This window comes from Streptococcus sp. 2018037 (genome assembly GCF_019754195.1).
GTDB classification, from domain to species: Bacteria; Bacillota; Bacilli; order Lactobacillales; family Streptococcaceae; genus Streptococcus; species Streptococcus hashimotonensis.
Window position 1 is genome coordinate 1 of record NZ_JAIJZQ010000007.1, and the last position, 21597, is coordinate 21597.

General features: G+C 46.0%; 20 protein-coding genes. All 20 read right to left on the reverse strand.

The features are described 5' to 3' along the window. Positions 1 to 253: transposase (locus tag K5Q29_RS03995; protein ID WP_205032592.1), on the reverse strand; the 253-nt coding region annotated here is incomplete at its 3' end. 131 nt (positions 254 to 384) lie between these two features. After that, entirely contained in the window at positions 385 to 1521 is a 1137-nt protein-coding gene (dnaJ, locus tag K5Q29_RS04000; protein WP_105139333.1) for a molecular chaperone DnaJ, read from the reverse strand. A gap of 823 nt (positions 1522 to 2344) precedes the next feature. Beyond that, positions 2345 to 4168 (reverse strand): molecular chaperone DnaK, encoded by a 1824-nt coding sequence (gene dnaK, locus K5Q29_RS04005; RefSeq protein ID WP_105139334.1) that lies wholly within the window; start codon positions 4166 to 4168, stop codon positions 2345 to 2347. A gap of 99 nt (positions 4169 to 4267) precedes the next feature. After that, the gene (gene grpE / locus K5Q29_RS04010) at positions 4268 to 4789 is read right to left on the reverse strand and encodes a nucleotide exchange factor GrpE (RefSeq protein WP_313770360.1); all 522 of its coding nucleotides are present in this window, start codon (positions 4787 to 4789) and stop codon (positions 4268 to 4270) included. Positions 4790 to 4929: 140 nt separating this feature from the next. Continuing rightward, entirely contained in the window at positions 4930 to 5964 is a 1035-nt protein-coding gene (gene hrcA, locus K5Q29_RS04015) for a heat-inducible transcriptional repressor HrcA (protein WP_044761805.1), read from the reverse strand. A gap of 263 nt (positions 5965 to 6227) precedes the next feature. After that, entirely contained in the window at positions 6228 to 6728 is a 501-nt protein-coding gene (locus tag K5Q29_RS04020) for a DUF2812 domain-containing protein (RefSeq protein ID WP_105139336.1), read from the reverse strand. Beyond that, positions 6718 to 7041, reverse strand: coding sequence for a PadR family transcriptional regulator (locus K5Q29_RS04025; RefSeq protein ID WP_105139337.1), 324 nt, complete (start codon positions 7039 to 7041; stop codon positions 6718 to 6720). Before K5Q29_RS04025 ends, K5Q29_RS04020 begins: the two co-directional genes overlap by 11 nt. Before the next feature lie 106 nt (positions 7042 to 7147). Continuing rightward, positions 7148 to 7843, reverse strand: coding sequence for a histidine phosphatase family protein (locus K5Q29_RS04030; protein ID WP_105139379.1), 696 nt, complete (start codon positions 7841 to 7843; stop codon positions 7148 to 7150). Positions 7844 to 8021: 178 nt separating this feature from the next. Next, positions 8022 to 9359 (reverse strand): PFL family protein, encoded by a 1338-nt coding sequence (locus tag K5Q29_RS04035; protein ID WP_044761801.1) that lies wholly within the window; start codon positions 9357 to 9359, stop codon positions 8022 to 8024. A gap of 11 nt (positions 9360 to 9370) precedes the next feature. Beyond that, the gene (locus tag K5Q29_RS04040) at positions 9371 to 9637 is read right to left on the reverse strand and encodes an ACT domain-containing protein (protein ID WP_105139338.1); all 267 of its coding nucleotides are present in this window, start codon (positions 9635 to 9637) and stop codon (positions 9371 to 9373) included. 90 nt (positions 9638 to 9727) lie between these two features. Continuing rightward, positions 9728 to 10825, reverse strand: coding sequence for a type 2 isopentenyl-diphosphate Delta-isomerase (gene fni / locus K5Q29_RS04045; RefSeq protein WP_105139339.1), 1098 nt, complete (start codon positions 10823 to 10825; stop codon positions 9728 to 9730). 10 nt (positions 10826 to 10835) lie between these two features. Further along, the gene (locus K5Q29_RS04050; RefSeq protein WP_105139340.1) at positions 10836 to 11915 is read right to left on the reverse strand and encodes a phosphomevalonate kinase; all 1080 of its coding nucleotides are present in this window, start codon (positions 11913 to 11915) and stop codon (positions 10836 to 10838) included. 1 nt (position 11916) lies between these two features. Continuing rightward, a complete protein-coding gene (mvaD, locus tag K5Q29_RS04055) occupies positions 11917 to 12942 on the reverse strand; it encodes a diphosphomevalonate decarboxylase (RefSeq protein WP_105139341.1) in 1026 nt (341 codons plus the stop codon). Next, the gene (mvk, locus tag K5Q29_RS04060; RefSeq protein WP_105139342.1) at positions 12935 to 13870 is read right to left on the reverse strand and encodes a mevalonate kinase; all 936 of its coding nucleotides are present in this window, start codon (positions 13868 to 13870) and stop codon (positions 12935 to 12937) included. Before mvk ends, mvaD begins: the two co-directional genes overlap by 8 nt. Before the next feature lie 330 nt (positions 13871 to 14200). Then, positions 14201 to 15478, reverse strand: coding sequence for an MATE family efflux transporter (locus K5Q29_RS04065; protein ID WP_105139343.1), 1278 nt, complete (start codon positions 15476 to 15478; stop codon positions 14201 to 14203). A gap of 5 nt (positions 15479 to 15483) precedes the next feature. Continuing rightward, positions 15484 to 16911, reverse strand: coding sequence for an ABC transporter ATP-binding protein (locus K5Q29_RS04070; RefSeq protein ID WP_105139344.1), 1428 nt, complete (start codon positions 16909 to 16911; stop codon positions 15484 to 15486). Beyond that, a complete protein-coding gene (locus K5Q29_RS04075; protein WP_105139345.1) occupies positions 16875 to 17534 on the reverse strand; it encodes an energy-coupling factor transporter transmembrane component T in 660 nt (219 codons plus the stop codon). The genes K5Q29_RS04070 and K5Q29_RS04075 overlap by 37 nt, the downstream gene beginning before the upstream one ends. Further along, complete coding sequence (locus tag K5Q29_RS04080; RefSeq protein WP_105139346.1) at positions 17531 to 18124, reverse strand: MptD family putative ECF transporter S component; 594 nt, start codon at positions 18122 to 18124, stop codon at positions 17531 to 17533. The genes K5Q29_RS04075 and K5Q29_RS04080 overlap by 4 nt, the downstream gene beginning before the upstream one ends. Beyond that, entirely contained in the window at positions 18125 to 19786 is a 1662-nt protein-coding gene (locus tag K5Q29_RS04085; protein ID WP_105139347.1) for an ABC transporter ATP-binding protein, read from the reverse strand. Beyond that, on the reverse strand, positions 19779 to 21539 hold the full coding sequence (locus K5Q29_RS04090; protein WP_105139348.1) for an ABC transporter ATP-binding protein/permease: 1761 nt from the start codon (positions 21537 to 21539) through the stop codon (positions 19779 to 19781). Before K5Q29_RS04090 ends, K5Q29_RS04085 begins: the two co-directional genes overlap by 8 nt. Positions 21540 to 21597 lie beyond the last annotated feature (58 nt).

Below are 21597 nucleotides of genomic sequence, written 5' to 3' on the forward strand. Positions count from 1 at the left end.
GAATAACTTCTTCATTCATTTGAACGATTTTTCGACCAGAGAATACTTGGCGAGCGTAGGCGAACAGGGTCATTTTAAGTAACATAGCGGGATGAAAGGCTGGACGACCTGTGTGAGAAGTTTCTTCCAATAGAACGGATGAAGGAATAGTATCCACAAACTGACTAATCAGACGTGCCTCATGAGTAGCAGGTAAGTCCCAAGCAATATTTAATTCCAAACTTAACTGATTTGTGTTATACTGTTTATACATTTTCATGCCTTTCTAGTTGTTTTGTGGTTATTATAATTATAAAGCATGAAGTGGAAAACGAGCAACTCCTAATTGGAATTGCTCGTTTTTTATATGTGAGAAGCTAGTTTTTGCCCAGCCTCATCTTAGAATTATAAATCCTCAAAGGCATCTTTTACCTTGTCAAAAAATCCTTTTTTATGGGGCTTGACATCAATATTTCCTGCTGCCGCGAATTCTTTAAGAGCTGCTTTTTGGCGGTCATTCAAACCTGTCGGAGTGACGATATTTACTGTGACATATTGATCACCAATAGCTCCACCACGAACACTTGGGGCACCTTTTCCTTTGAGTCGGAAGGTCTTACCAGTCTGGGTACCTTCAGGAATGACCATATCTACATCACCGTGAACCGTTGGCACATGAACTGTATCTCCAAGTGCTGCTTGGACAAAATTGAGATCTAATTTATAGTAAATTGTTGTCCCTTCACGTTCAAACTTGTCTGAAGGTTGGACCTGAATGACAACGTAGAGATCTCCATATGGACCTCCATTGAAACCTGCTTCACCTTGACCTGCCAAGCGAATACGTTGACCAGTTTCCACACCAGCTGGCACCTTAACCGTCACAGTATGGGCTTGTTTTTCATGACCAGTTCCATGACAGGTTGTACATGGATCTTTAATTTGTTTTCCGCGACCATGACAGACATCACAGGTCATTTGACGGCGCATGGTTCCAAGTGGAGTTTGGGTGTCCACATTGATCACTCCAGAACCATGACAACGCCCACAGGTTACTGGACTTGTTCCAGGTTTGGCACCTGCACCTGTACAGGTTCGACAAGTTGCCTCACGGTTATAGGAAACTTCACGTTCCACACCAAAAATCGCTTCTTCAAATTTCAAGTTGACCGCATACTGCAAGTCATCCCCTTGACGAGGTGCATTAGGATTGCGCGTCGCACCACCTCCACCAAAGAAGCTAGAGAAGATGTCTTCAAAGCCACCGAAACCTGCTCCGTCGAAACCACCAAAGCCTCCTGCTCCTCCGCCGAAGCCACCGTTTGCTCCAGCAGGACCATACTGGTCATAGGCAGACCGTTTTTGCGGATCGCTCAAGGTTTCATAAGCCTCTTGGACCTCCTTATATTTATCCTCCGCACCCGGATCCTTGTTAATATCTGGATGGTATTTTTTCGAAAGCTTCCGATAAGCCTTCTTAATCTCGTCCTGAGAAGCGCTCTTAGAAACGCCCAGACGATCGTAATATTCTGTATTGTTCATAGTTTATGATACAAAAGGCGTTAAGCGGACACAGCCAAAATAGGAGTTTTGACGCAGGACGCCACCGTCCTAGGAAAAACTATCTTTTTGGTACAGTCCGTAGCCTGTGTTCGAATTACCGAACTTGTATTCCTTTCTTTGAAATGTTGAAAGTAGCCCGTGTTCGATTACGAACACTTTCCTTTCTATGAAGATATTAAGCCGTTAAGCGACTCAAAGAAAAATAAGGAGTGAAAGTGTCCGGTGGAACACTTTCAGCCCTGTCGCACAAAAATAATAAGCGACAGGTATTCCTCAAAAAGTCTATCCTCAGACTTTTTGACTTTTTCACAGAGTCGTAGGCGTATTCAATTGCATCAATTTAGTCATGCAAGAATACTGCACATTAACGCCCATGTTCAGTTACGAACACATTCCTTTCTGTAAAAGTTAGAAGGGTATTTACCCAAAAACAGAGGCTGGGGTGCAACCTCTGTGATTGGAAATTTTATTAACGAATGATTTCTATTCTCGAGAAGATGAGAATTGAGTTCGAGCTAAGAACTTCGGAAAAAATGATTTTCCAAACCCTAGATACTCAAAGAAATTCAAGACTAGGCTAGGCAACTGGACGAAGATTGAACTAGAGTTCATCGAGGAGAGTTAACAAAACCTAGTGAAGAATTTCGTGGCTCGGGATAAAAAGGTCTCCTGAACCATTTACGACGTGAGAAAACAAAGTCGATAATACTTTGTTTTCGAGCTAGTAAGACACCTAGGTTAGCCGCAATAGCGGTAACCGTTAACTGATGAGCTACTTTTAGTAGCCATCAGTTTTGGTGTGTTACTTTTCAGTAAACTCTCCGTCTACGACATCATCGCCTGCGTTATTAGCTGTTTGGGCACCTTCTTGGCCTGTGGCTGCTTGTTGTGCTGCTGCGGCTTGCTCGTAGAGTTTCACTGCAAGGGCTTGGGCTTTTTCGTTGAGGTTTTCAAGTTTAGCCTTCATGTCGTCCAAGTTGTTAGCTTCTTGAGCTGCTTTCAACTCGTCAAGAGCTGCTTGGGCTTGATCACGTTCTGCGTCGAAGCCTTTACCTTCGGTTTCTTTAAGCGTTTTCTCAGTCGCAAAGATTGCTTGGTCCACATCGTTACGAAGGTCCACTTCTTCCTTACGTTTCTTATCTGCTTCCGCGTTTGCTTCTGCATCTTTCATCATGCGGTCGATTTCTTCATCTGTCAAACCTGAGTTAGACTGGATAACGATTGTTTGCTCTTTTTGTGTACCAAGGTCTTTGGCTTTTACAGAAACGATACCGTTCTTGTCGATGTCGAATGTTACTTCGATTTGTGGGATACCACGAGGTGCTGCAGGGATGTCAGTCAATTGGAAACGACCAAGAGTCTTGTTATCTGCTGCCATTGGACGCTCACCTTGAAGGACGTGGATGTCAACAGCTGGCTGGTTGTCTGCAGCAGTTGAGAATACCTGTGATTTAGAAGTTGGGATAGTTGTGTTGCGGTCGATGAGTTTTGTAAATACGCCACCCATTGTTTCGATACCGAGTGACAATGGAGTTACGTCAAGGAGGACAACGTCTTTGACATCACCAGTGATGACACCACCTTGGATTGCCGCACCCATAGCCACCACTTCGTCAGGGTTCACAGATTTATTTGGCTCTTTACCAGTTTCAGCTTTTACAGCTTCTACAACGGCTGGGATACGAGTTGAACCACCGACAAGGATGACTTCGTCAATTTCTGACAAGCTAAGGCCTGCATCTGAAAGAGCTTGACGAACAGGTACTTTTGTACGTTCTACAAGGTCGTAAGTCAATTCGTCGAATTTCGCACGTGTCAAAGTCATTTCCAAGTGAAGCGGACCTGCTGCACCTGCAGTGATAAACGGCAAGCTGATTTGAGTTGAAGTGACACCTGAAAGGTCTTTCTTAGCTTTTTCAGCCGCATCTTTCAAACGTTGAAGGGCCATTTTGTCAGCTGACAAGTCGATGCCGTTTTCTTTCTTGAATTCTGCTACCATGTGGTCGATAATCTTTTGGTCAAAGTCGTCACCACCAAGCTTGTTGTCACCTGCTGTGGCAAGTACGTCAAAGACACCGTCACCGAGCTCAAGGATAGATACGTCGAAAGTACCACCACCAAGGTCGAATACCAAGATTTTCTCGTCTTTGTCAGTCTTGTCCAAACCATAAGCAAGGGCTGCTGCAGTTGGCTCGTTGACGATACGTTCTACTTCAAGACCTGCGATTTTACCAGCGTCTTTTGTTGCTTGGCGTTGGGCATCGTTGAAGTAAGCTGGAACTGTGATAACGGCTTTAGTTACTTTTTCACCAAGGTATTCTTCAGCGTAGCCTTTCAAGTATTGGAGGATCATTGCTGAGATTTCTTGTGGTGTGTATTCTTTGCCGTTTGCTGAAACTTTTTCAGAGGTTCCCATTTTTGATTTGATAGAGATGATGGTATCTGGGTTGGTTACTGCTTGGCGTTTTGCCGCGTCACCAACGATGATTTCACCATTTTTGAAAGACACAACAGACGGAGTTGTGCGGTTTCCTTCTGGGTTTGCGATGATTTTTGATTCAGTTCCTTCAAGAACTGCAACTGCTGAGTTTGTTGTACCTAAGTCAATACCGATAATTTTAGACATGTGTGTTACCTCTTTTTTATTTACTTTTTATGTTCAATTTAGCCTAGTTTAACGACATCTCGGTCAAGAATCTTTTTTAGGGGGAAAATAGCAGAGCGACTATTCAGATACGACTACCATAGCCGGCCTCAACAGACGTTCATGCAACTTGTAGCCTTTTTGGAAGACTTGTGCGATGTGTTCTGCTGGGCAGTCGTCTGTGGCTGGAACGGTTTGAATGGCCATGTGAAGATTTGGGTCAAAGACATCGGTTGTGACTTCTTCCACCCCTTCTTCTTTGAGGGCTTGAATCAAGCTTTCCTGTACCATTTCCAGGCCTTTTTTGACATCTTCTGTCAAACCTTCAACTTGAAGGGCGCGTTCCAAGTTATCCAAGCTCGGCAAGATTTTCTTAGCCAAGTCTTGCGAACGGTAACGCTGAATGGTTTGGCGTTCCTCGTTGGCACGGCGTTGAATATTTTGCATTTCAGCGTGGGCACGGAGGTACTTGTTTTCAAATTCCTCTGCACGCTCGTTTGCCAAGTCCAATTCTGATTTTTCAGGAGCTTCGACAACTTCTTCTGTTGTTTCAACCTCTTCTACGATTTCTTCGTTTTTGATTTCTTCTGACAAGTTGTTCACCTCTTCATTTTCTATTATTACTTTGACAAATAATAAATTGAGTTCGGGCTAGAAACTCAGAAAAAAGATAGATTTCCTTGTATCTGATGACACCACGTCAATCTCCTATTTTTCAATCGTTTCCTTCACGCCCTCACATCTTAATTGACCTCATAATGATTACTACTTAGATAACGGTAGTAATCGGTTAATTTCATAAATAGGACGCGGCTGATGATGTTGATTAAGCTCATCTGCCTACGGTAGTCCATGTCAACAGGACCAAGCAAACTCATCTGGGCCATGCCCCGATAGGGGATTGGAAAGCGATGATGAATGACTGTCACATCCGCTAGGGCAGGATCCCTATGTTCCGCCACAGAAATGCTGGTCTGCTGGTTTGGCGCCAAGCCTTGCCGCAACTCTGGGGCTAATAGCTGTGGGCTATCCAAGAGCTGATAGGTGGCGAGATTGCCATAGGTCAGCGAAGCGACCTTTCCACTGATAAAGACTGATTCTTGGAAGAGGTTGGAAAAGATGTAGTCCATGAGATCCAAGACATTGTCCGTCGTGGTAAAGTAACGTTGCACCACCTGGGGAATCTCCGTCCGCAGCTTGTAGTGGATTGCCAAGACCGTCTGGTCAACGAAGCGTTCATCCACCAGGCGTTTGAGCACTTCCAAGTCCCTGGTCAAAAAGTTCTTTGGAATGGCAAACTGGACAGTGACAGGTTTGGACTGGTCCAAGGTCAAGACTGCCAAGGCATCGTGGCTACTGAGCTGCACGATGTCAAAGGAAGTCAACTGCTGACTGGTCGGCTCCACATCTAAGATAACCGAAGTGTAGCCTGTCAAATCAGCTAGGACTGTACTGGCCCGCTCCAAGATGTCTTCCAGCTTGAAGGCTTCAAAGTCGAAAGCCTTGACCACCTGATAAACATCTTCTTCATTGATGTGTTCCAAGTTGAGCGAGTGGTTGACAAAGTATTGAAAACCAGCCCGACTGGGCATCCGACCGCTTGACGTGTGAGCCTTTTCTAGCAAGCCCAACTGCTCTAGCTTAGCCATATCATTGCGAATGGTAGCCGAACTAGATGCAATCATCTCCTGCAAGGCCTTAGAACCAACCGGCTCATGATGGCGCGTAAACAATTCAACAATCAGATTCAAAATATCATTTTGACGTTGGGTAATCATCTCCGCTCCTTTCATGAACACTGTTTTAGTTACGCTCAATGAAAATCGACAGTAGCCTAGGAAGCGAAGCCGAATGTAGAACTGAGGTTCACAAAGGCAAGCTGACAACGGATAGTGTTGATTTTTGAAGAGCGTTAGCACTCGCGTATATAGAGTGCTAACAACTTATACTCCCATTATACGCCGAAAAAATGGATTGTCAAGAGAAAAAACCAAAAAATTAGCACTCTTTTACCTAGAGTGCTAAAAATCGGTCTGAGGACCTAGTTGCTCTTTATCATATGATAAAATCGAAAACCAACTAACAACAAAAGAGGAATATAAATAATAGAGATGCCCAAGACAAAACCTGGATGAGTTTCTATATTCATCCCTAACAGAACAAAATATAGTCCCAAAGAAACGAAATATCTCCTTTGAAAGATTGTTTTAACAAACTCCACCTTACTTTCCCTATCGCCATATAATTCAAGTTCACCTTTTACAGCTGCTTTCTTGAAGATTACAAAGTTTTGGCAAGCCGCCACCAATTCCCAGCCATAATCCTCATACATACGCAGATAGGCTCCCTTATCCTTGTTCTTAGATTCCTTAAAATCAACTTGATACACAACATCTTCTGGCTCACATTGTTCAAAATGATAAAAGAAACTCCAACTAATTTTAGTTAGTTTCCACCCTTTCCGATGCATTTCAGTCAGATACTGTGCCTGCTGATTGAAATCTGTGATGAAAAATACTTTACACTCTGTCTTAGTTTCCATAGCTTTCCCCCTTACTATTTCGATAGAGGCGTTCAATTCGAGCCAATTCTATATCCAGAATTTCTCGACCTGTTGCTGTTATTTGGTAAAACTTTCGCTTGTCTTCTTCTCTAACAAAGACAATCAAGCCGTCTTTCTCCATTTTCGATAGGGTGCCATACATGGTCCCAGGGCTAATCACGACCTGACCTGCCGTGACTTCCTTGGTCTTCTGGGTAATATCGTAACCATGTCGTTCCTCCTGTAAATGAAAAAGAATATAGAAGGCTATTTCTGTCATGGGAACATAGACGCGTTTTAACTTATTGTTCATAAAATACCTTTCGCACTACGATACATCGAACTTCGATGTATAAATTACATCGCACCTCGATATATAAGTCAACAAAAAATCAGAGAAAACTCCCTGATTTTATATCTTATTCCCCTTGGGCAATCAATTCTGCTCCACGTTTGCGGTAGGATAGGTCGCCAACTGTTTCAATTAAAAGCTTGCCATTTTCGTATTTGAGGACGGTGATTGAGCCGTTATCGAGGAAGACATTGGCTCCACGCTCTGGCTCCAACAGATGGGCTAGGGTTGCAATGGTCATACCATGACTGACCACAAGGGCATTGCCGCCCCCCTGCTTTTCCAAGTCTTGGGCGATAGCCTCAAAGCCTGTCAAGATACGATTGCTCAAAACTTCCCATGATTCCGCCCAGCCAGCGGTGTCTGCCTCTTGGATACCTGCTGCGATTTCCGCAAAGGACATGCCTGTCGCATCAACTGTCCCTTTCAAACGAGGCAGAACACCTTGGAAAAGCTCGGCATCATACATACCTTCGAAACTACCAAAGCACCATTCACGGATACGCTTGTCTTGGTAATAAGGGATTTTTCCTAAAATTCCCAATTCACGCTGGGCGATGGTCATGGTCTGAACGGTCCGTCCCAGGTCACTAGATACGGCTAGTTTAAAATCAAGGCCCGCATCCTTGAGCCCCAAGCCCAATTCACGAATCCCTTCCTCACCAGCCTTAGTCAGCGGTGTATCACACCAGCCCTGCACGCGCCCGATGGTATTAAACATGGTTTTCCCATGTCGAGAAATATATAATCTTACGTCTGCCATAGTGTTCTCCTTGTCTTTTCTTACTATTAATATTCTTCGAAAATCAAAAGCAAACGTTGTTGACTTGATTTGATGAACTTCAGTTCTATCTGCATCTGCGTCGCCTAGTCTGCTTTTGATTTTCATTGAGTATAAGTATAGCAAAAAACCGACTGCTTGTCGCAATCGGTTTACGTTTTTAGTTCTTAAAACTATGAATCGGTGCTGGAATTTGTCCGCCACGGTTGATAAAGTCCGCAGACGAAGCCTGATTGACCTTCATAACAGGAGCCGTTCCCAGAAGGCCACCAAATTCAATCATGTCCCCTTCTTTTCCAAGCGGAATAATACGGACCGCAGTGGTTTTCTGGTTGATAACTCCAATCGCTGCCTCATCCGCAATCATAGCCGCGATAGTTTCAGCAGGCGTTGTTTCTGGAATGGCAATCATGTCCAAACCAACTGAACAGATAGCCGTCATAGCTTCCAATTTTTCAAGGTTAAGCGAGCCATTTTGCACCGCCGCAATCATGCCCTCATCCTCAGACACAGGGATAAAGGCACCTGACAAGCCACCGACTTGGTTGCAGGCCATGACCCCACCCTTTTTGACTGCGTCATTGAGCAAAGCCAGGGCAGCAGTCGTTCCGTGCGTACCTACGGTTTCTAACCCCATTTCCTCCAAAACCCGTGCCACTGAGTCTCCAACAGCTGGCGTCGGAGCAAGGGACAGGTCCACGATACCGAACTTAACACCCAGGCGTTCGCTGGCCATATTGCCGACCAACTGACCGATACGTGTAATCTTGAAGGCCGTCTTTTTGACGGTCTCTGCCACCACATCAAAGCTCTCCCCACGCACTTTTTCAAGGGCACGCTTGACCACACCAGGACCAGACACGCCGACGTTGATGACCACATCCGCCTCGCCGACACCATGGAAGGCACCCGCCATGAAAGGATTGTCCTCAACCGCATTGGCAAAGACCACCAGCTTGGCCGCTCCCATATCAGAAGCCTCCGCCGTCTCCTTGATGATCCGCCCCATGTCCCGCACAGCAGTCATGTTGATGCCTGTCTTGGTCGAGCCGATGTTGACTGACGAGCAGACTTTTGTCGTTTGGGCCAATGCCTGCGGTATAGAGTTGATGAGGATTTCATCTCCTTTTTGGTAGCCCTTTTGAACCAGAGCTGAAAAACCTCCGATAAAATCGATACCGATCTCATGAGCCGCCTTGTCCAAGGCATGAGCCAAGGGAAGATAATCCGTCGCATCCGTCGCCGCACCAATCAAAGCAATAGGCGTCACCGATACCCGTTTGTTGACAATAGGAATTCCCAGCTCTGCCGCAATCTCATCACCGACCGCTACCAAGTTCTTAGCCTTGGTCACGATTTTAGTATAAACTTTCTCCGCAGCCTTATCAATGTCCGAGTCGATACAGTCCAAGAGGGAAATCCCCATGGTAATGGTCCGAATGTCGAAGTGCTGCTCCTCAATCATCTCAATGGTTTCTCTAACCTGTCTAATGTCCATGATTGCTCTCCTTACAAGTTGTGCATAGCATCAAAAATCGCCGCACTTTGAATGTTGATTTTCACGTTCAAGGATTGACCAAAGGCATCCAATTCTGAACGAAGTTGCGTGAAATCTTGCTTCTCATCTGATGACACCACCGCCATCATGGTAAAATACTCATCCAAAACTGTCTGAGAAATATCATCAATATTCAAGCCCATTTCCGCAATCTTAGTAGCAACACCCGCAACGATTCCTGACTTGTCCTTACCGACAACTGTAACAATAGCTTTCATCTGAACACCTCTTCTAAATTTTCATTTATTTTATCATAAATATGCAGAAAAAGGTAGAAATCGTCTAGTTTCTACCTCTAACGTACGTATTTATTTTACCAATTGTGACCGACGGGCATAGGCTTTCCAGTCAATCCCACGCGCTTCGCACCAATTTTGTACATTTGGAGCCAAGACCAAATCTTTCTGACGGAGTTCCGCAATATTCTTAGCACCCAGCATGGTCATGATTTCAGCCATCTGCCATTGGAAGGTTTTAATAGCCTGCAAGCCGTCATCAAAACGATGCCCCTTACCATCCTTGACATACTGGAGGAAATGGTTGGACATACCAACAAGGTCTGCACCGAGGGCCAATGATTTGACAATATCTAGTGGCGTCTTAATACCACCAGATGCAATCAGGCTTGGGCGAACTTCTTCAGGAACAGACATAGCTTCCACCAAGGATGTCACAGTTGACTGCCCCCAACCTTCTAGATAAGCATAATCATTAAAGGTCCGGCGGGCATTTTCAATCTTGGCGAAATCTGTCCCCCCTGTACCTGACACATCAATGGTCTTGACACCGACAGAAGCCAGTTGTGCCACTGTTTCACGGCTCATCCCAAAACCAACTTCCTTGACGATGACCGGTACTTCCATCTCCCGCAACAAGGTTTCGATATTCTTCAACCACATGGTAAAATCACGGTCTCCCTCAGGCATAACAATCTCCTGGGGTGCATTGACATGGATTTGGATGGCATTGGCCTCCAACAAATCCACCGCCCGCTTGGCATTCTCAACACTGTGGTGGGCACCTAGATTGGCAAAAATAATGCCATAAGGATTTTCCCGACGCATAACGGAGAAGGTTTCCGCAACAGACGGATCCTTGATTGCCGCACTAACCGAACCTGAAGCCAGAGCAATCTTCCCAAAATGCCCCATAATTCCCAAGAGACGATTGATTTCCCGCGTCTTCTTGCTTCCACCGGTCATGGCATTGATGAAGAAAGGAAAGGCAAAGTCCAAACCAGCTACACTGGTCGAAATATCCACTTCATCCACCTTGGTCTGAGGTAGGGAATGATGGACAAACAAGGTCTCCGTAAAGTCCTTGGCCGGTGTGGCACTATATTGCTGGTTGGCCAAGCCAACGTGTTGATCCTTGCGGTCTAAACCAAATTCTCCTAGATAAAACATAGGGTTCTCCTTATTCTCTACTTGTGATCTTTAGTTGGAGTGGAAGAATGCCGGCTTGCTGCCAAGCCTTCTCAATCGCTACTTTTTGTTCCTTACTGTCTACCAAGCAAATGCCGCAGTCACCACCGCCTGCACCAGATGATTTGGCCACCGCTCCATAAGTCTGGGCCAGGTCACAGAGTTGGCTCAGTCGAGGCGTTTCAATGACCAAGCCCATTCCTCTCGCAAAGTCTCGTAAGAGCTTGCGGTTCTGAGCAATGGCCTGTCTTACTGACGCTGAGTCATTTGTCTGACAAGCTACTATCAACTGCTCTACACAGGTCTTGGAGTCGGCTAAAAATTGGCTATGAATGTGCTCTTTTTCTGCCTGACTTTTTTGGCTTTCCATCTGGGAAACCAATCGATCTGTCGAAGCCGCCGACCCTGTCCAGCCAACCAAGAGGTCTAGGCCTTCTGGTAGCTGGATAGGGCTGATGGACAAACCTTGCCAATCACTTTCCACCAAATCAAGCAGGGACAGCTCTGCCATTTTCCCTAAAAGCCAAGAACGGTCCAGAGAATGATAGGCAATCAAGCCACCAAAACTGGAAGCCGCCAAGTCACCGAAGGACCCCGTCATACCTAGCTTGGTCTGGGCCAAAGCTGCCAGCTTGTAGGTCAGGAGGGCATCTGGTCGGTGACCGTAGTAGGTTAGCAGGGCCTTGACCGTCGCAACCGTCACTGCCCCTGACGACCCCAAGCCATACTTGGCACCTGAAGTCTGGTCATCCAGATCAGATTGGACCGCTAGGCTGTAGGTTGCTTGACAGGACTGACCTTTGGCTGTCAGATAGGCTTCTGTCACCTGCATGGCTGTCTCAATCAGAGCATAAGGATGGTCCCCTTGGACATGAACGACACCTTCCTGACGTTCCCAGGTCAGATAGAGGTCTGCTTGCTGGCTGGAATGAAGAAGACCGTGGTCACTTGGTTCAATGGTGACAGTCAGGTATTGGTCAAGGGCCGCAATCACTGCGGGATAGCCTGCCTCAACGACTGCGTATTCCCCTGCTAGAAAGAGTTTTCCAGGTATCTTTACTTGTACTCTCATGCTACAAGCCCTTTTCAAACGTTGCTTGTGAGGCCTGCCACCCGTCTTCACCGAGGACGTAGGCAGCAGGACCAGGCTTGCTGGTGATGATTTTCTCTCTTGGGAAGACTTTGGCCAATTCAGCTACTAGCTCATCCATTTGACTTGCTCGGCAGAGGACCTTGACATTCGGTCCGGCATCCATGGTCATGTAGGCTGATAAGCCACTTGCCTCACGAACCTGACGGACTGCCTCTTGGGCCACTAGGCTATCAGCTGACCAGTAGGTAAAAGGCGGATTGGCAGAAAGAGTTGTTGCATGCATTTTCATACCATTGTGCTCTGTGATTTGACCAAGTTTTTCAAAATCACGGTTGGCAATAGCTGCCTTGATGTCCACCAAGTCTTGTTTGGCAGTTTCTACCCAGGCTGTGTAAAATGGTGAGGTGGCAACCGTGTGGTCCATTCCCTCTCGACTAGCAATCTTTTTCGGTCCAGTATTGACGGCTAAGACGACCATGGCAATATCCCAATCGGCATCGTCAATGGGATGAGCCATAGAATCTTCCGAACCCGTTCCCATATCCCATTCGACAAAGCCGCCGAATAGGCTGCGGGTACTAGAGCCAGAACCCCTGCGTGCAAGGGTGGATAGGGTGGCTGATGACAAATCCAAATCCAAGGCAGTTGCGGTTGCAAGTGCAAGTGCTGCGAAGGCTGATGCTGAGCTGGCCAAACCAGCCGCAGTCGGAACAAAATTTAGACTTTCCACTCGGGCAAATGCCCTTTCACCTATATATTCGCAAAACAAATCCAAAAATTGAGAAATTTTTAAAATTTCTTTTTCTTTTTGTAAGATTCCGTTGAGATAGAACTCATCCGCAGTTAATTCCGGGTCAAAAACGACCTTGGTATCAGTATAAAATGCGTCAAGGGTCAGGGATAGACTGGAATTCATGGGTAGGAATAATTCCTTATCTCGTTTTCCCCAGTATTTAATCAAGGCAATATTGGTATGGGCACGAGCTATGCCTGTTTGTTTAGTCATTGGTTTCTCCTAAGTACTGTATCCAGGTTTGGCGGGCACCTGCTTGGTCAAGGATGTGTGCAAGATTTTGGGCTTCCTGGACTGTTCTGGCCAGGGTAATCATGCAGCCACCTCGGCCGCCACCAGTTAATTTGGCTCCGAGGGCTCCATTTTCTTGGGCAAGGCTGACTAGCTTATCCAGGCTAGGATCAGACACGCCTAATTTTTGCAGGAGGGCATGAGCTTGGTTCATTCTGCTTCCTAGAAGCTCTGCCTGGTCTGTGGCTAAATCTTCCTTGGCCTGTCGGGTCAAGTTGCCCAGTTCTTCTACTAGCTTGATAGCCTCTGGCTTTTTCTCCAGCAAATCCGCCACGTCTGAAATGGCTTCTAAGGTGTTTCCCGTCACGCCTGTATCAGCCACTACCAAGTGGGCACGGAGTTTCAGCTCCAAGGGTTCGATGGGCTGGTGCTTGATAAAGAAGACGGGGGACTTGCCGCTGGTGGTCGCCGCATCTATGCCTGATGGATTCCCGTGAGCAATTTTTTCCGAAGATTGGACGATGTCCCAGAGTTCGCTGTCGGTCAGTTCTTTTTCATAGTAGGCAAAGAGGGCGCGTGCCACTGCAACTGCCACGGCTGCACTGGAGCCCATGCCTCGCTCGGCGGGAATAGTCGAACTAATCTCGATATGAATAGCTGGGTCTGTCGGTGCTCCGATGCGATAGAGCGAGAAACGAATGGCATGCTTGAGGCTTTCCCAGATTTTTGGCATCTTGTGAACTAAGCCTTTATAGAAGTCACAAGCAACAGTCAGCGCTTCCCCTTGAGCAGTTACCTGAGCAATAATTTCAACAGCAGAAAAAGGCATAGCAATAGCAGGCTGGCCATAGACCACCGCATGCTCTCCCATCAAAATGATTTTCCCATTTGCTTTTCCTACTACCGACATACTTTTCTCCTTATACAATCACTACTATTATACCATTTTTACATAAGAATAGAACACACGAAAACAGCCGGCCGCGGCCGACTGTTCTCTAGGAGATTATATGATACCTAGCTCTTTGTCGCGTGCGACTTAGAGATAGGGACACCTTTAGGTGAAAAGATGGACGAATATAACTAAGCAAACTTCCAAAATGTGCCGAAACACGAAAACAGCCGACCGCAGCCGACTGTTCTCTAGGAGATTATATGAAAAAGAAATTCGCTATTTCTAGCTTGAATATAGTATAAATCTTTGAACTTAAACAAAACTGAAAGTTTTCTTAGCCTTATCTTAAATTGATTCTTGTTTTGAATACCTATACTGAAAAAATAGCACCCCTGCTCGGAAGGCATTATCTAAAATCGTTGCAAGCCAAATGGCTGACAAACCGATTTTAAAAAATGTTACAAGTAAATAAGCTATGCCAATCCGCACTAGCCACATACCGATAGTTGTGGTATAAAAGGGTAATCTAGCATTTCCTAAACCTTGCCACAGAGCTGTCAAAATAAGAGTGCCAGCTGTAAAGGGAACTCCCAACATGGCATAAAATAATACTGTTTGACTAGCTTGTGCTGCTTGAATATCCTTAGTATAAAGACCGATCAGGAAAGGTCCCGCAAAATAAGTCACACCAGCCACCAAAAACATAAACAGCAAAGAAAGGCCAAAGCTTGTTCGAAAAATATGTCGGACCATAGCCTTATCCTGTCTGTGTTTCGCTGTAAGGATGATTGTCGCGGTAGCAATCCCTAAAGCCGGCATATAATTAAACTGCGTCAGGGTTTCTCCAATCGCATTTCCAGCTACCGTCGCTGTTCCTAAGCTGGTAATCAAAGCTACGACTACCACATCTCCCACCCGCATCATCAACCGTTCACCAGTTGCTGGCAGGGCAAGTCTAAGCAGTTCTTTATCAAAGGACCAGGTCCATGGTTTTAAAGAAATTGGTAAGCGAGACCAAAGCAGGCTACAACCAATCAATCGCGATAATACCGTTCCAATCGCAACCCCAGCTACACCTGCATGAAGCACAAAGACTGCAAATGCTGAAAATAGTGCATTTAAAATGTTAGAAAACAGGCTGATATACATAGGAAAACGTGGTTCCCCCAAGGTTCGTAAGATTGCACTCAAACTTGTCATAAGTCCCAAAAAAAGCGCTCCCCCACCAACCAATATCAAATAAAGACCTCCAGCCCGTACCACTTCTGACTCTGCTCCCAAGCTAGTAAGTACTATTGGACCTGCTAGAACTGAAAAAATCCCTAAAAGGAGACCGATAAAAACTGTAAACTTGACACTTTCACTAGCAGTTCCTCCAATGCCTTCTGAGTCCTCTTCACCCAAAGTCTGAGCCAAACGAGAAGACACCGCTGCTGCTAGGGCAATAAAAACCGCCTGATAGACGGCTAAAATATTATTAGCAAGGGAAACTCCAGACAAAGCTACGATGCCAATACTGGCTACTAGATAAGAGTCTACTACTCCCATTAACATCTGGAGAAGATTTTCCCCCATGGCTGGAAAGGCAATGGTTAAAATTTCTTTATAGGTTTGTTTGTTCATAATCTCTATTTCAACTGTTTAATATCTACTATTTTATCACAAACAAGATTCAATAGCTCTTCATCGTGAGAAATTAACAAAACCAACTTATCCTTCATTTTTAAGTCTACTAAAGCGGAAGCAACTTGTTGCATTCGTCTCAAATCCAAACCGCTCGTCGGTTCATCAAAAATGAAAATTTCCTTATCTGCCAGTAAGCTGGCCACTATCATCACGCGCTGTTGTTCACCACCCGATAAACTAACCGGATGCCTCTCCAACAACTCCGATAGACCAAAACGAGCTACCAAATGTTCATCGACAGCTCTATTTTTCCTTCCAAGAGTAAGTTCTCGCCTAACACTTTCCGCAAATAGTTGGAGTCGAACATCCTGCATAACAAAGGCTGTTTTTTCCAATCTCTGGCGACCAGACAAGGTTTGACCTTGCCAAGAAATCCTACTCTTCTTATCTTCCGCTAAACCGACCAGATAACGAGCAAGGCTTGTTTTTCCAGAACCATTCGATCCAACCAAACCCACCACCTGTCCTGGTGCCAAGCAGAGTTTTTCAATCTCGTAGAGAGTATTCTCTTTCTGACTTACCGATAAATTTTCAACAAGTAAACCCTCTTTATCATTAACAAACTGGTCCGCCAGCTCCGCTATTGCCCGCCCATAAGGCTCCGAGTCATAACAACGCAGTCCCATATCCTGACGGCATTCTTCTGTCCGACTTAAAAACTCATCTGCTAGATAGTCCGTCACCACTTGCCCATCTTGAAAATATAAATAGCGATCTGCCAACTGACTGAGATAAGACAGTCTATGCTCGGCAATAATAATGGTCTTTCCTTGGCTTTTTAAAGTTTTCAAGATGTCCTGTACAATCGCAATCCCTTCCTGATCTAGGTTGACAGTCGGCTCATCTAAAACCAAGACATCTGTCCCTTGCATGGCTGCAACGGCCAAGGCTAGGCGTTGTTGCTGACCACCTGATAGACTGGAAATCGTTCGCTGGCTAAGAGAAGCCAAACCAAATAATTCCATAACCCAAGCCAGGCGATTCTCGATTTCTTCTCTTGCCAAACCCTGATTTTCACAAGGGAAAACCAATTCCTGCAAGACCTGACTATGAAAAAATTGAGTAGACGGATGCTGAAAGACGGAAGCAATGTGCCGAGATGTTTCTTCCAGACTAGATTTTTGTAAATCCAAGTCCCCTAAGAAAATTTGTCCCGAAAGCTGAGCAGGATAATATTCTGGCGTCAAACCATTCAGTACCTTGAGAAAACTAGACTTCCCAGAGCCACTCTGCCCACATAAAACAACACACTGGCCTTCTGGAATCGTCAAATCCTCTATCTGCAAGGCTGGTTTATCTGCCCCTGAATAAGTTAATGCTACATTTTTTACCGTCACAGCCGGACGAGAATCAGAAAACCGAGACAACATAAGCAAAGACTCCAATCTAGCACGGTCCAAGACGACCGAATATATGCAGGTGATTTTGTAGATACAGCCAAACCTTTTGTCAGACTGGCTACTGTCAATTCCTGAGCTGTTCGCAAGAGAGACATCATCATGGGAACCAAGAAAAACTCCATGTACTGGAGTGGCTTACAAACCACATCTCTCTTCCGTAAAAAAATTCCTCTAACCTTCAAAGAGGCACAAATCGTACGAGCATCCTGTTTAATGGCAGGCAGGAAACGAAACATTACTCCCAACGTCAAAAGAAATACCTCTGGCAGGTGCCATTTCCGTAAGCCATGAATGAGTTCGTAACCACTTGTCGTCATCAGTAATAGATGTCCTGCCAAAAGCGGAGGCCAGGTATAGGTCAATACAAGCAACAAATGCGTCAGCCATGCTGGAAAAAATGTAATATAGGATAACAGACAAAAAATAGAATAGGCTATCGGACCCATTATAGCCATTTTCCGCTTTCCAGAAAACCAGAAAAGCAGGCTAAGGCCTAAGACCAGCACTGCATTTTCTAGTATTGTAAGACGCATCCCATAGGTAAAACTAGTGAAGATGACGAGAATAATTTTTGTACGAGCATCTAATTTCATGAAAGATAACCTGATTGTTTAAAATAGCGCTGAAGCATATATTGACCAAACAGACCACTAATAAGAGCTGTTAAGATAATAGTCGTTGACAACCAGAGGACATTCCCTGGAGTGAAATCAAGCATGACACGAGCGATGTATTCTGCTGATTTTCCACGTGCCAAAAGATTGGCCTCATAGGCATCACGCATGAACCACATAAGAATAATAGGTCCCAGGTTTCCAAAAGAGAAAATGATATAGCTATGAAGATTGGTCCATTTTTGTTTATAGTGACCTGACTTCGCTACCATTTCTGCCAAAAAACCAAAGGTCAAGCTAGGGAGAAAGGCCGCCGTCATATAGCCTGATAGGAAAAAGAAACAGGCCATTACTGCTCCAATTAGACTAATTGAACCAAATTTACCAACCTTGGCTACCAATAACATATAAACAGGTCCTGCCAAAAGGGCTGCTCCAGCAGGTGCATACATCATATTACCCGAACGATCAAAAACCAAGCTCAACAAGGTTCCTAGACCAACACAAACAAAGTAGAGGGCAGCAAAAGCCCCTGTTACCATCAGATCTTTTACTTGTAATTTCTTCATTTATTTTTCCTTTACTAATTGTCCGTCTTCCAAGCGGAAAATGGTATCTGCACAAGCCATGGTTGAACTTCTATGGGAAATCAAGAAGACCATGCCCTGACAATGTGCCTTGACCAGCTGGATAAAACGAGCTTCATTGAGCGAATCCAAGTTGCTGGTCGGCTCATCAAAGATATAGCAGGCTGCGTTTTTGAGCAGGGCCCGCATGAGTTCCAGGCGTTGCCCTTCTCCTGCTGAAAAGTCACTGACTTCCACAATCGTATCCAAGCCCTCCGGTGCTGCCAGAATCCGTTCTTTCATGTGGCATTTTTCTGCCAAGTCCATGATGGTTTCGTCTGACACATCCGTCCGCCCCAAGAGGAGATTTTCCCGAATGGTCTGGCGGAAGATTTGTGGTACCTGAGGTACATAGGCAAAGGAGCCCTGCAAATGAGCCTTGTCTACCTTCCGACTATCCAAGCCAGACAGGTTGATTTGACCTTGCTGCCAGTCATACCACCGCATGATCAATTTCATCAAGGTGGATTTTCCTGCACCAGACTCACCGACCAGACCAATGATGCCTCCCTGTTCAAACTGGACAGACAGATTTCGATAAAGCCCTGTTTCTCGGTCATCATAGTCGAAGTCCACTTGCTCAATAGCAATATCTTTTACGCTGACCTCAACCACGTCACCTGTTCGCTCTGCTTCTTTTTCATCCAAAAGAGCATAGATATTGCGACCAGCATTCATAGCCCGCTTGAAACCAAGAGGCAGACGGCTGAGTTCCAAGAAGGGAGCGAAGGAACTGGTAAAGGACACCAGGAGGGCTACTCCTGTCGCTAATTCCAAACTCTGACTGCCGACCAAGTCGAAGGTCAGCCAGGCAAAGCCCATGATAGACAGACCTACCACTAAGAATGAAACGGCATACTGCATAAAGTTAGTCTGGGCAACCTTTCGCTCCTGACCATTGACCTCTTGACTTTTGTTCGTCAGAGTGGCAAAACGAGCATCTGTCTGCTGGAATTGCATCAGATCCTTCATACTCTTCAGACTTTCAATAAAGTAGGAAACATAGCCCTTGCGACTGGCATTTTGCTCCTTGAGCAAGGGTTGTAACTGCTGGGCAAACCGATTGGGAATGGCAATCGCTAGAAGGGCGTAGGTCACCAGAGCCAAGAGAGCCAAGCCCCAGCTGGACAGACCAAAATAGACCGTCAAGCCAAGAGCCACCAAAATCCCTGTACAAATCGGAGCAATGGTATGGGCAAAGAAAACCTCCAAGGCCTCGATGTCCTCCCCAATCATCTTGAGCAGGCTACCACTGTCCTGCCGGTCCAATTTCCCAGGAGCTAAGGCCCGCAATTTTGCAAAAATCAGACGGCGGTAGGCAGCCAGGGTATGAAAGGCCACATAGTGACCGAAGTAGTGCTCGCCATAGCGGAAGGCCCCACGCAGAAGAGCTAGAATGACTAGGATTCCCAAGGTCCATAGCGGAGCAGGATTGCCAGTAAGGGCATCAAATGCCAGATAGACCAGCGTTACTGGAATAGCAATGGTCACCACCTGCCCCAAGACCGCAAAGCAAACCGCCACCGCAATCCGTGGTAAGAGGTGTTTCATCGAGCCCAAGAGTCTCGGAATCAGCACACTTGTTGGCATTTCTTTCTTATCCATAAACTGCTTCCTCCAATTCTCTTTGTTGATTGACCAGCTGACCATAAGCCGAGCTAGTTTGATAAAGCGTAGCATGACTGCCTGTCACAGCTCCTTCAGCAGACAGGAAGAGGATGTCATCTGCCTGCTCCACCTGCTTCATCTTATGGGTAATGATGATGACAAGGGCATCCTTGGCCACCAAGTTTATCAAATCGTAAATCAAGCCTTCATTGTCCTGATCGACGCTGGACGTCACCTCGTCAAAGATATAAAGGGAGCGTTTTGCCAAAACTGCACGGGCACAGATAACCTGCTGGCGTTGACCAGGCGACAAAAAAGCACCGTCATCGCCCACAATCGTGTCTAGACCGTCTGGCAGATTCTTGACAAACTGCAAGACCCCATGCTGATCTGCCCAAGCCAAGATGTCCTCCTTGGACCAGGCACAAGCCATACGTAAATTCTCATAGATTGACTGGTTGAGCAAGGTTGACTGGCCCGACACATAGAGGACCTGCTCATTCAGCGACAACTGACTGACACCTGAAATCTCCTGCTCACCCAAGTAAATCGCCCCCTTATCCGCCTGCAAGCGTCGCAAGAGCAGCTGGGCCAAGGTCGTTTTCCCCTGACCTGACTCACCGGCCAAGGCATAGACCTTACCAGCTGTCATGGTCATAGAAACATCGTTCAAAACTGGCTTTTCTCCGTAGGCAAAGGCCAAATCTTCTAGTTTCAGACTGTCAAAAGCAGGCACATGGGCAGCATCGATTTCCTGCTCCGCTGTCATGCTGTCCAAGAAACCAAAAATGCGATCCGCCATCTTGGTATTCATCATGACCAAGTGCATACCGTAGCCCTGCTCCCGTATGGGTGCAAAAAACTCCGTCGCAATGAGGACAAAGAAGAGCATACTAAAGAGGGAGAGATTGCCTGCCGCTAGGCTATTGACCGCCACAAAACCAGACAGACCAATCCCCAGATACATGACCGCATCCATATAGCCCACCGCTTGCAGCTGGAAACTGAGTAGCTCCATGGTCGCATCGCGGAAGTCCTCCGCCTGCTCATTGAAGGTCTTTTCATAAGCCGCGTCCGCCTGGTAGGAATAGAGGGTGTTGAGTCCCTTGAGGTCGTCCAAGAAAAGATTGCCCACATCCATGTAGGAGCCCCAGTAGCGATTCATGATTCGCTTGGACCGCTTCTGCATAGCGATGATGGAAATGGGAATCAGAGGCAAGGCCAGGATGAAAATGACCGCACCCAGCGGAAAAATCAGAAAGACCAGCAAAAGAACAGTTGCACAGTTGAACTGGGTCCGCAAGGAAGAAGCCATGTAGTAGGAATAGTAAGTATCCAGGCTGTCAATCCCTTGCGAAGCGATGTTAAAGACATCTGCCGCTGTCGCTTTTGACTCAAACTGACCATCCTTGGCCAAGAGAGCCTCAAAAAAGGACTGCTTGAGCGAATCCCGAGCAAACTGGGACCCCAATCCCTGCAAACGCTTGGCAATCAGGGCCACACCGTAACCAAAGGCATTGAGCCCCAGCAAGATGAGGACAAACCCTACTAAATCAACCTGACCACCCTCATAGTAGGTCACAAAGCCCTTAGCAATCAGATAGAAGGAAATAATCCGCATCAAAAACTGCACCCAGGATAGAAAGGCTGCCAAATAGACCAGCTTCATCTTGGGCTTGATGCGTTCTTTGAGCCGCTTCAAGAGGGCTTTTTTCTTTTCTCTGGAGATTTTCCCCTGTTCTTGTGCCATAGTTCACCTCACTCAAACATATTCCCATATAGTATATCATTCTTTGAATTGTCTGTAA

What these genes read in the sequence shown, in the direction of transcription:
- K5Q29_RS04075 (WP_105139345.1), bottom strand. Translation starts at nt 17,534, where the DNA reads ATGAAATTAGATGCTCGTACAAAAATTATTCTCGTCATCTTCACTAGT.
- K5Q29_RS04020 (WP_105139336.1), bottom strand. Translation starts at nt 6,728, where the DNA reads ATGGAAACTAAGACAGAGTGTAAAGTATTTTTCATCACAGATTTCAAT.
- K5Q29_RS04040 (WP_105139338.1), bottom strand. Translation starts at nt 9,637, where the DNA reads ATGAAAGCTATTGTTACAGTTGTCGGTAAGGACAAGTCAGGAATCGTT.
- dnaJ (WP_105139333.1), bottom strand. Translation starts at nt 1,521, where the DNA reads ATGAACAATACAGAATATTACGATCGTCTGGGCGTTTCTAAGAGCGCT.
- K5Q29_RS04025 (WP_105139337.1), bottom strand. Translation starts at nt 7,041, where the DNA reads ATGAACAATAAGTTAAAACGCGTCTATGTTCCCATGACAGAAATAGCC.
- K5Q29_RS04065 (WP_105139343.1), bottom strand. Translation starts at nt 15,478, where the DNA reads ATGAACAAACAAACCTATAAAGAAATTTTAACCATTGCCTTTCCAGCC.
- mvk (WP_105139342.1), bottom strand. Translation starts at nt 13,870, where the DNA reads ATGTCGGTAGTAGGAAAAGCAAATGGGAAAATCATTTTGATGGGAGAG.
- fni (WP_105139339.1), bottom strand. Translation starts at nt 10,825, where the DNA reads ATGTTTTATCTAGGAGAATTTGGTTTAGACCGCAAGGATCAACACGTT.
- K5Q29_RS04080 (WP_105139346.1), bottom strand. Translation starts at nt 18,124, where the DNA reads ATGAAGAAATTACAAGTAAAAGATCTGATGGTAACAGGGGCTTTTGCT.
- K5Q29_RS04085 (WP_105139347.1), bottom strand. Translation starts at nt 19,786, where the DNA reads ATGGATAAGAAAGAAATGCCAACAAGTGTGCTGATTCCGAGACTCTTG.
- K5Q29_RS04035 (WP_044761801.1), bottom strand. Translation starts at nt 9,359, where the DNA reads ATGGACATTAGACAGGTTAGAGAAACCATTGAGATGATTGAGGAGCAG.
- K5Q29_RS04050 (WP_105139340.1), bottom strand. Translation starts at nt 11,915, where the DNA reads ATGAGAGTACAAGTAAAGATACCTGGAAAACTCTTTCTAGCAGGGGAA.
- K5Q29_RS04090 (WP_105139348.1), bottom strand. Translation starts at nt 21,539, where the DNA reads ATGGCACAAGAACAGGGGAAAATCTCCAGAGAAAAGAAAAAAGCCCTC.
- dnaK (WP_105139334.1), bottom strand. Translation starts at nt 4,168, where the DNA reads ATGTCTAAAATTATCGGTATTGACTTAGGTACAACAAACTCAGCAGTT.
- hrcA (WP_044761805.1), bottom strand. Translation starts at nt 5,964, where the DNA reads ATGATTACCCAACGTCAAAATGATATTTTGAATCTGATTGTTGAATTG.
- K5Q29_RS04070 (WP_105139344.1), bottom strand. Translation starts at nt 16,911, where the DNA reads ATGTTGTCTCGGTTTTCTGATTCTCGTCCGGCTGTGACGGTAAAAAAT.
- mvaD (WP_105139341.1), bottom strand. Translation starts at nt 12,942, where the DNA reads ATGACTAAACAAACAGGCATAGCTCGTGCCCATACCAATATTGCCTTG.
- K5Q29_RS04030 (WP_105139379.1), bottom strand. Translation starts at nt 7,843, where the DNA reads ATGGCAGACGTAAGATTATATATTTCTCGACATGGGAAAACCATGTTT.